General features: G+C 47.2%; 10 protein-coding genes and 1 other annotated feature. Of the genes, 6 read left to right on the top strand and 4 right to left on the bottom strand.

Annotated features, from left to right (window positions below; all coding sequences use genetic code 11):
- From QZ375_RS02485 to rplL, 4 genes are all read left to right on the top strand, one after another.
- The coding region (locus QZ375_RS02485; RefSeq protein ID WP_295214737.1) for a hypothetical protein at positions 1-1,023 on the top strand (1,023 nt) is incomplete at its 5' end.
- An 84-nt stretch (positions 1,024-1,107) separates the two neighbouring features.
- Positions 1,108-1,677, top strand: a complete 570-nt coding sequence (locus QZ375_RS02480) for a hypothetical protein (protein WP_295214734.1) — start codon at positions 1,108-1,110, stop codon at positions 1,675-1,677.
- A gap of 74 nt (positions 1,678-1,751) precedes the next feature.
- Positions 1,752-1,878: a sequence feature (ribosomal protein L10 leader region), on the top strand.
- A gap of 37 nt (positions 1,879-1,915) precedes the next feature.
- Positions 1,916-2,428 (top strand): 50S ribosomal protein L10, encoded by a 513-nt coding sequence (rplJ, locus tag QZ375_RS02475; RefSeq protein ID WP_295214731.1) that lies wholly within the window; start codon positions 1,916-1,918, stop codon positions 2,426-2,428.
- Between the two features lie 57 nt (positions 2,429-2,485).
- A complete protein-coding gene (rplL, locus tag QZ375_RS02470; protein ID WP_295214728.1) occupies positions 2,486-2,860 on the top strand; it encodes a 50S ribosomal protein L7/L12 in 375 nt (124 codons plus the stop codon).
- Between the two features lie 66 nt (positions 2,861-2,926).
- On the opposite strand, the gene QZ375_RS02465 is transcribed toward rplL, so the two are convergent.
- From QZ375_RS02465 to QZ375_RS02450, 4 genes are read right to left on the bottom strand one after another with little or no spacing between them, the layout of a single operon-like run.
- Positions 2,927-3,181 (bottom strand): pro-sigmaK processing inhibitor BofA family protein, encoded by a 255-nt coding sequence (locus QZ375_RS02465; protein ID WP_295214725.1) that lies wholly within the window; start codon positions 3,179-3,181, stop codon positions 2,927-2,929.
- Positions 3,182-3,195: 14 nt separating this feature from the next.
- Complete coding sequence (locus QZ375_RS02460; RefSeq protein WP_295214722.1) at positions 3,196-3,576, bottom strand: hypothetical protein; 381 nt, start codon at positions 3,574-3,576, stop codon at positions 3,196-3,198.
- Between the two features lie 42 nt (positions 3,577-3,618).
- Positions 3,619-4,005, bottom strand: a complete 387-nt coding sequence (locus QZ375_RS02455) for a hypothetical protein (protein WP_295214719.1) — start codon at positions 4,003-4,005, stop codon at positions 3,619-3,621.
- 58 nt (positions 4,006-4,063) lie between these two features.
- A complete protein-coding gene (locus QZ375_RS02450; RefSeq protein WP_295214716.1) occupies positions 4,064-4,312 on the bottom strand; it encodes a hypothetical protein in 249 nt (82 codons plus the stop codon).
- Positions 4,313-4,450: 138 nt separating this feature from the next.
- Here QZ375_RS02450 and QZ375_RS02445 point away from each other — a divergent pair, with 138 nt between their 5' ends.
- A complete protein-coding gene (locus QZ375_RS02445; protein ID WP_295214714.1) occupies positions 4,451-4,969 on the top strand; it encodes a metallophosphoesterase in 519 nt (172 codons plus the stop codon).
- Positions 4,970-5,037: 68 nt separating this feature from the next.
- Positions 5,038-7,506, top strand: a complete 2,469-nt coding sequence (locus QZ375_RS02440) for a YfhO family protein (RefSeq protein ID WP_295214711.1) — start codon at positions 5,038-5,040, stop codon at positions 7,504-7,506.
- Positions 7,507-7,510: the final 4 nt, after the last annotated feature.

The raw sequence follows: 7,510 nt of genomic DNA, 5'->3' as shown, positions 1-7,510 counted from the left end.
ACTACTACTACTACTACTACTTCCTCTGCAACATCTGCAAAGCCTGCTGACACTACAACTACTACAAAAACAACAATAGATCCAGATGCAAAGACAATTGTTCTGGACGATGTGAAAATCGGCGAAACTTATGATTTGACACCATATCAGGATACAGATATTTCTGCGGTTTCTTTCATTTTCAGCTGTAAGCCGCAATATGGCATGAATGGCTGCGCTGCATTTGGCAATTGGGAAATGAGCCAGAACTACACCGCAGATGACCTCACGGGTACTGCCTTAACCGTATCTCTGGACAAATTCTACAATTCCATGGTTCTTTATAAATGGTACGGTGACACCGAATTGGAATCTGTAGTTCTGCACTGCGGTGATACAACAGAAGAGACAACTGTAACCACAACGACAACCACTTCTGCAACTACCACGACAACACAGCCTACAACGACAACTACTACTTCCACAACTACCACAACAACACAGCCTACAACGACAACTACCACTTCCACAACTACCACAACAACACAGCCCACAACGACAACCACCACTTCTACAACTACCACAACAACACAGCCCACAACGACAACTACTACTTCCACAACAACACAACCTACAACGACAACCACCACTTCTACAACTACCACAACAACACAGCTCACAACGACAACTACTACTTCCACAACTACCGCAACTGCACCGCCAACAACAACGCAAACAACTCCTCCGTCAGAAGATAATACAATTATTTTGACAGATGTCACCCTCGGTGAATCCTATTCACTGACAGATTATGATTATCAATCCATTGATAAAATCGTAATTGAACTGGAAGGCGAAGTTGGCTATGGCTTCGGAGGCGCATTGATTCTTGGCAACTGGACAGTACAGAATTCCTACGGACATGCTGACCTGCAAGCAGATAATACCATCACTTTTGATGTGACAAATCCGCAGGATCGCTTCACTTTATTCCGCTACTGGGGCACAATGGAACTGAAATCAGTTACGCTGTACCTCAAGTAAGCAGCATTTACACTTTCTCAAAAGCCAAACCCCCTTGCTCCGGCGAGGGGGTTTTGATTGAATTTTTTTAGATCGGAGGTAATGATGCAGTCAGTTTCAAAAAAAGCCGCAAATTATAGCCTGAAAGCTGCAGCCGGATTCCTGGGAATTGTGATTTTGTTGGGCATTATTCTACTGGTTATTCTGTTTATTGACAACACAGCTATTGCCGATCAAAAGGCAAACCTGCATGATTCCATTTCTGACACACTTGCACAGAATGAAATTGATGATGTAGAAGGCTATGGTCTGATTGTTGACGGATCTGTATACACGCTGTATTCCCTATCAGGAATTGCAGGTGCATTTGTATTCATCATTTATATCGGTATTCCACTTGCCGCTGCGCTTCTGCTTGTTCTGTTTGCAGCAATTACCAGAATTGTCTATGCCAAAAGCCGGAAGCACTTTTTCCCCTACCACATTCTTGTAATTTTGCAGCATGTATTGACAATAGCCTTTTCTGTTATCTTCCTGGCCGCAATTGCAATTGCAAGCTTTGATGCGGATATATTACTGCTCATCCCAATCATTTTGCTAATTACTGCACTGGTCAATACATTTTTAGGAATTCGATGTACATTTTTCCATAAATCATCTCCCGTCAAATTTTGATCTTCAAAAAAACGACTTTTTTCAAAAAAAGGCTTGACAAACCCAGAAAAGTGTGCTATACTATAACACGTTGTAAAACACAATATCGTATTCTAAAGACAGCTGGTGGCGTTTGCCGTAAGTCCAGCCGAGGAATGTGCAATGATTTTCTGTGAAACACAGCGCACGATTCCAGTCGGATCGTGCTTTTTTATTGCGATTTCTGATACGGTACATTTTCTATCGGAGGTGAAATCTCATGGCAAGTGAAAAGATTTTGGAAGGCAAGAAGGCTAAGGTTGTTGCTCTGACTGAACTGCTGCAGAACAGCGTATCTTTCGTTCTGGTTGACTACAAGGGCATCACCGTTGAGGATGACACAAAGCTGCGTAAGGAACTGCGTGAAGCTGGCGTAAACTATGTAGTAGAAAAGAACTCTATGCTGCGTTTTGCATTCCAGAACATGGGCATCGATGCATTTGACGAAGTGCTGCACGGTACAACTGCTGTTGCACTGTCTAACGATGACCAGACAGCTCCGGCTCGTATTCTGGGCAAGTTTGCCGAGGATCATGAGGACTTCTTCAACCTGAAGGCAGGTTATGTAGAAGGCATTGCTTATGACGCTGCTGGCGTTGCAAAGCTGTCGAAGATCCCGTCCAAGGAAACTCTGCTGGCACAGCTGGTTGGCTCTCTCCAGGGTCCGATGCAGAAGCTGGCTGCTACTCTGCAGGCTGTTGTGGACAGCAAGTCGGAAGAATCCGCTGCATAATTTTCGCAGGAATTTTTGTCCTGCACATTAAAATGATTTAAAAAGGAGATTATTATCATGGCATCTGAAAAGGTTTTGAAGTTCGTTGAAGATATCAAGGAACTGTCTGTTCTGGAACTGGCTGAGCTGGTTGAAGCAATTCAGGAAGAATTCGGTGTAACTGCTGCTGTTGCAGCTGCTCCGGCTGCTGGTGCAGGCGCTGGCGCTGCTGAGGCAGAAAAGACTGAATTCGACGTTGTACTGGCATCCTTCGGTGACGCTAAGATGGCTGTTATCAAGGCTGCGAAGGAAGCTCTGGGTCTGGGTCTGAAGGAAGCTAAGGCTGTTGTAGAATCTGCTCCGGCTACTCTGAAGGAAGCAGTTCCGAAGGCTGACGCTGAAGCTCTGAAGGCTAAGCTGGAAGAAGCTGGCGCTACTATCGAACTGAAGTAAGTTTTTTCTTACGCACATATAAAACGGGGACATCTCTTCGGAGGTGTCCCTTTTCTGTTTATTTTTCTACCATGTAAAATGCAGTACCACCATTAAAATGACACCAGGTACGCCGAGGATCACAGACTGCGCCAGATGCAAGACATTCAGTGCCGGTGTATACCCGATCAGGCTGCCGCCGTAATGCACCAGCAACAATGCCAGCAAACCGCTGCCAGAACCTATAAGAACAGAACGGATCCGATGTCTGCGGCGCAAGTAATATACCAGCATAATGCCGCCAAGCACGCCCCAGATCATCCAAAAAATTCTCTCATCCATTGGTTTTCTTCTCCTTATGTCAGTAAATATGCCAGTGCCATCAAAAGCTTCCGGTCGCATCCTTCCTTTCCGCCGTCCTTATAGATCATCGCCATAAGCGCCAGGATCAACATGGAATCTCCGTCAAATCTGGACAGTATCTCCATGGGGTTCAGTTGCGGCAGACCGCTGCGGAAAGACATGCCGTTTCTTCTGGGCGGCGGTAAATTTTGCTGCCGGCCCGGCTGTAATGGTATCGGTTCTGACTCAGACGGTTCCGGCGGATAATCCGCATAAGGTGACGGCTGTCTGTATCCAGAAGGCATTGCCGGATGTACACGCTGCTGCATTTCCTGCGCTCTCCGTGCCGCTTCTCTGCGCATTTTATTCTGTTCTTGCTGCGAAAATCGTGCCATCCACTCACCTCCTTTACAGCATGTGCGGCATGAAACAGGTGCTCAAAGCAGATCCTGTAACAATCCATTTTCTTTTACTGCGCTGAACACCGCATACAATTTCAACATTTTTACTGCCTGATCTACTTTTTTCTGGCGCTGTTCTTTCAGGTGCGGACGCAATGCCAGCAGCAGTTTTGTGTCATCGTCATTGTTCTGCATGGCGCCCATCAGTTCCTGCACCCGCAGCAGCATACTGAAATCAAAGCCGCCTTTGTCTCCGCTATCACTACTTTCAGAATCAGAGTGATTTTTTTCTTCAGATGGTGCATTTTCCTGAGAGCCATCGCTTTCCCCGTCCTGCTGGAGCATCTGCGCCAGTTCCTGCAATTGCTGTAAACTCTCAGGATCTGACAGAATTGCACCCATTTTTCCAAGCATATCGTCCACGTTGTCTCACCTCTTTTATGTAGGGCGAAGCATATTCGCCCTTATTTATTGCAGTGACTTATTTTCCTGATAGCTTTTGATACAATGCTTTCGCTTGAGGTGAACTGATGAGCTTCTCCACCATCTTGGGGTTTTGCAGTACCTTTTGCAGCATTGCCGAATCCTTCTGATTCATATTTTTCAGTACTTTATCGTATTTGCCGGATTCCAGTTCCTCTTTCAGCTGCTGCGGTGGTACGCCTAGTTTCTTACTAGCTGCTGCCAAAAGCTGATCAACTTGCTTCGGGTCCAATTTCTGTCTGTCCATATCAGATGGCTCCTTTCCATATGTCCATGCGGCACCTTTTTCACGCTGCACTTTGTATTTTTCTGAAAAAGATGTTGTCATACCGCCGGATTTGTGGTATAATAAAAAGAAAGAAAAATTTTCCCCTGGGAGGTTCCTATGCGTATTCTTGTGATTTCTGATACCCATCAGAATTACCGCAATCTTGAAACAATTATCCGCCGTAATCTGGATGCGGATCTTTTTGTGCATCTGGGAGACGGCGAAAGCGAATGTGAACTGCTTCTGCGTTCCATACCGGAAATCACAGGACGGTTTCACTATGTCAAGGGCAACTGCGACTTCGGCAGCAGTTATCCTATCAGCAAAACCATCGACCTGATGCCAGGTCATCGCCTCTTCGCCACCCACGGTCACCGTTATCAGGTCAAATATACCCTGGATTGGCTGACCCAGGCTGCCCGGGAAGAGGGCTGCGATATTGCCCTGTATGGGCACACCCACCAATCCCGGTCTGCCTATGAAAACGGCGTTTATGTGCTGAATCCAGGCAGTGCATCCTGCCCGAGAGATGGAAATCCGCCTTCGTTCGGCTTAATTGACGTTTCCAGTGCAGGTGTCATGACCAATGTGGCTTTCCTCAGCCCTACCTCCGACTTCGGAAACGTCCGCATCTGATTCCTATATCAACATATGCAAATGCCGGCGTTTTGTGCATTTTCAATGACAAAAAGGAGCATCACCCCATGAAACATCTCACTCTTCGCCGTTCCTGCCTCCGGGACGAACTGCGCCGCTATCTTCTAGCATTTCTCCTAGGTTTTGGCAGTTTGCTTGTAGTTGTCATACCAATTATGATCGCAGACGGCGGCTATTTTATCTACTACGGTGATTATAATTCTCAGCAGATCCCCTTCTATAATCTTGCCAATGACGCTGTGCGAAGCGGCAGTCTGGGCTGGAACTGGTACACTGATCTAGGCGCTAACTTCATCGGCTCTTACGCCTTTTACCTTCTGGGCAGTCCCTTTTTCTGGATCACCACCATCCTGCCACGCAGTTGGGTGACATTCTCCATGCCCTTTCTCCTCTGCCTGAAACATGGCATTGCCTCGCTGACCGCCTACGCCTACATCCAGCGCTTTGTCCGCAATAAGGATGCCGCACTCATCGGCGGTATGCTGTACGCCTTTTCCGGGTTTCAGCTGTTCAATATTTTCTTCAATCACTTCCAGGATGTCACCGCATTCTTCCCCTTGCTGCTCATTGCTATGGAAGAATGCGTGAATCAGAACCGCCGAGGTGTTTTTGCGCTTTCCGTGGCACTCCTCGCCATGATCAACTATTTTTTCTTTACAGGACAAGTGGTTTTTCTGGTGCTATACTTCACTGTCCGCTGTTTTTCCAAAGACTTTCATGCTACGCCAAAGAAGTTCTTTATACTGCTTCTGGAAGCTGTCATCGGCGTTATGATTGCCTGTGCCATCCTGCTGCCAGCTGCTCTTGCCGTCCTGGAAAACAACCGGGTATCAGAACACCTCTATGGCATGGACATGGTTGCCTACAACGACCGCACCAGACTCTGGCGAATCCTGCTGAGCCTATTCATGATCCCAGACGTTCCTGCACGCCCCAATCTGTTTTCTTCAGACAATGCCAAGTGGGCATCCATCGGCGGTTATCTGCCGCTGTTTTCCATGGCAGGAGTCCTGTCTTTCCTGAAACAGCGTGACGGACACTGGGCAAAACGGCTGACACTGATTTGCGCCGTCTGCGCCTGTGTTCCCATTCTCAATAGTGCATTCTATGCACTGAACGGCTCGTATTATGCACGATGGTTTTACATGCCCATCCTCATTCTCGCCTTGATGACTGCCTATGCGTTGGACAACCGGGAGATCCAGTGGAAATACGGTTTCCGCATTTGCTTCGGCTTTATGGCAGCATTCGGACTTATCTCCCTGCTGCCCACCAAGGAAGATGACAAAGTCAAATGGTTCTCCTTTGCAGAATATCCCCTGCATTTCTATCTGGTGCTTGCCATCTGTATAGGCGGACTGCTGGTAGGCGCCTACCTGCTGCGCCGCAGACAAAAGAGAAAGCTGTTCATGCGGCTCACGTTGATATACACCACTGGTTTCTGTATTGCCTGCACCATGACCGTGGTTTATTTTGGTACATTTGCACCGACACGTGCACACACTTACGTAGATCAGGCAATTGACCCGGAACAGGAGACCTCCGTTTTCGTTTCAGAGGATGATTTTTTCCGGGTGGATATCTCCGAAAACTGCGACAATTACCCCATGTTCTGGAAGCTCCCTTGTATGCGGACATTTCACAGCATTGTACCGACATCCATCATGGAATTCTACGACAGTCTCGGTATTACACGAGATGTGGCATCCCGTGCTGATACCTCTTATTATGCACTGCGTGGTCTGTTCTCTGTAAAATACTATTTCAAACAGGAAGAGATCATGATGCTTAGCGATACAGAACCAACCATCGATCTGCCCGGTTTTGAATACGAAACCACAGAAAACCGATTCCAGCGATTCTGCAACACAGCATATGTCCCCATGGGATTCACCTTCGATACCTATGTTTCCGAAAGTACCTGGAATGGTACGGCAAAAAATCAGCGTACCAATCTACTCATGCGTGCACTGATCTTATCGGATGAACAGATCGACCAGTACGGCGATTGGATGCAGCCCCTTTCTACAAAAGATGTCCGTATGACAGAAACGGACTATTTGGCAGAATGCGGAGAACGTGCCGCATCTGCCTGTGATACGTTTTCTTACGACTCCGACGGATTTGAAGCGACCATTACCTTGGACAGCCCGAACCTGGTCTTTTTCAGTGTTCCCTATGACGATGGATGGAGTGCCACTGTCAACGGAAAACCTGTTTCCGTTGAAAAGGTAGATATCGGATTCATAGCTGTTCCAGTGGAAGCCGGAGATAATACAATTGTGTTTACCTACGAAACACCCGGACTGAAAGCCGGAATCTGGATCACCCTGAGCGGCGTGGTATTGCTGGTGGGCTATTTGCTCATCTGCCATAAAATTGTAAAGCGCACGCCGGCAAATGAAGTGATCTCCTGCATAGATTATCCGGAATCAGCAGAAGCTGCTGCTCTGGCAGCTTTGGAGGAACAGACGGATATAGAATCGATTTCAGAAGCACAAGAAAAAAACAAATAAGGAG

The organism is Ruminococcus sp. (genome assembly GCF_019417665.1).
Classification (GTDB): Bacteria; Bacillota; Clostridia; order Oscillospirales; family Ruminococcaceae; genus Ruminococcus_C.
This window is presented reverse-complemented; position numbering and strand designations above follow the sequence as displayed.

Bases quoted from the DNA above. Each gene is read 5' to 3' on its own strand.
- QZ375_RS02480 (WP_295214734.1), top strand. From the start codon at position 1,108: ATGCAGTCAGTTTCAAAAAAAGCCGCAAATTATAGCCTGAAAGCTGCA.
- QZ375_RS02440 (WP_295214711.1), top strand. From the start codon at position 5,038: ATGAAACATCTCACTCTTCGCCGTTCCTGCCTCCGGGACGAACTGCGC.
- rplL (WP_295214728.1), top strand. From the start codon at position 2,486: ATGGCATCTGAAAAGGTTTTGAAGTTCGTTGAAGATATCAAGGAACTG.
- rplJ (WP_295214731.1), top strand. From the start codon at position 1,916: ATGGCAAGTGAAAAGATTTTGGAAGGCAAGAAGGCTAAGGTTGTTGCT.
- QZ375_RS02460 (WP_295214722.1), bottom strand. From the start codon at position 3,576: ATGGCACGATTTTCGCAGCAAGAACAGAATAAAATGCGCAGAGAAGCG.
- QZ375_RS02465 (WP_295214725.1), bottom strand. From the start codon at position 3,181: ATGGATGAGAGAATTTTTTGGATGATCTGGGGCGTGCTTGGCGGCATT.
- QZ375_RS02450 (WP_295214716.1), bottom strand. From the start codon at position 4,312: ATGGACAGACAGAAATTGGACCCGAAGCAAGTTGATCAGCTTTTGGCA.
- QZ375_RS02445 (WP_295214714.1), top strand. From the start codon at position 4,451: ATGCGTATTCTTGTGATTTCTGATACCCATCAGAATTACCGCAATCTT.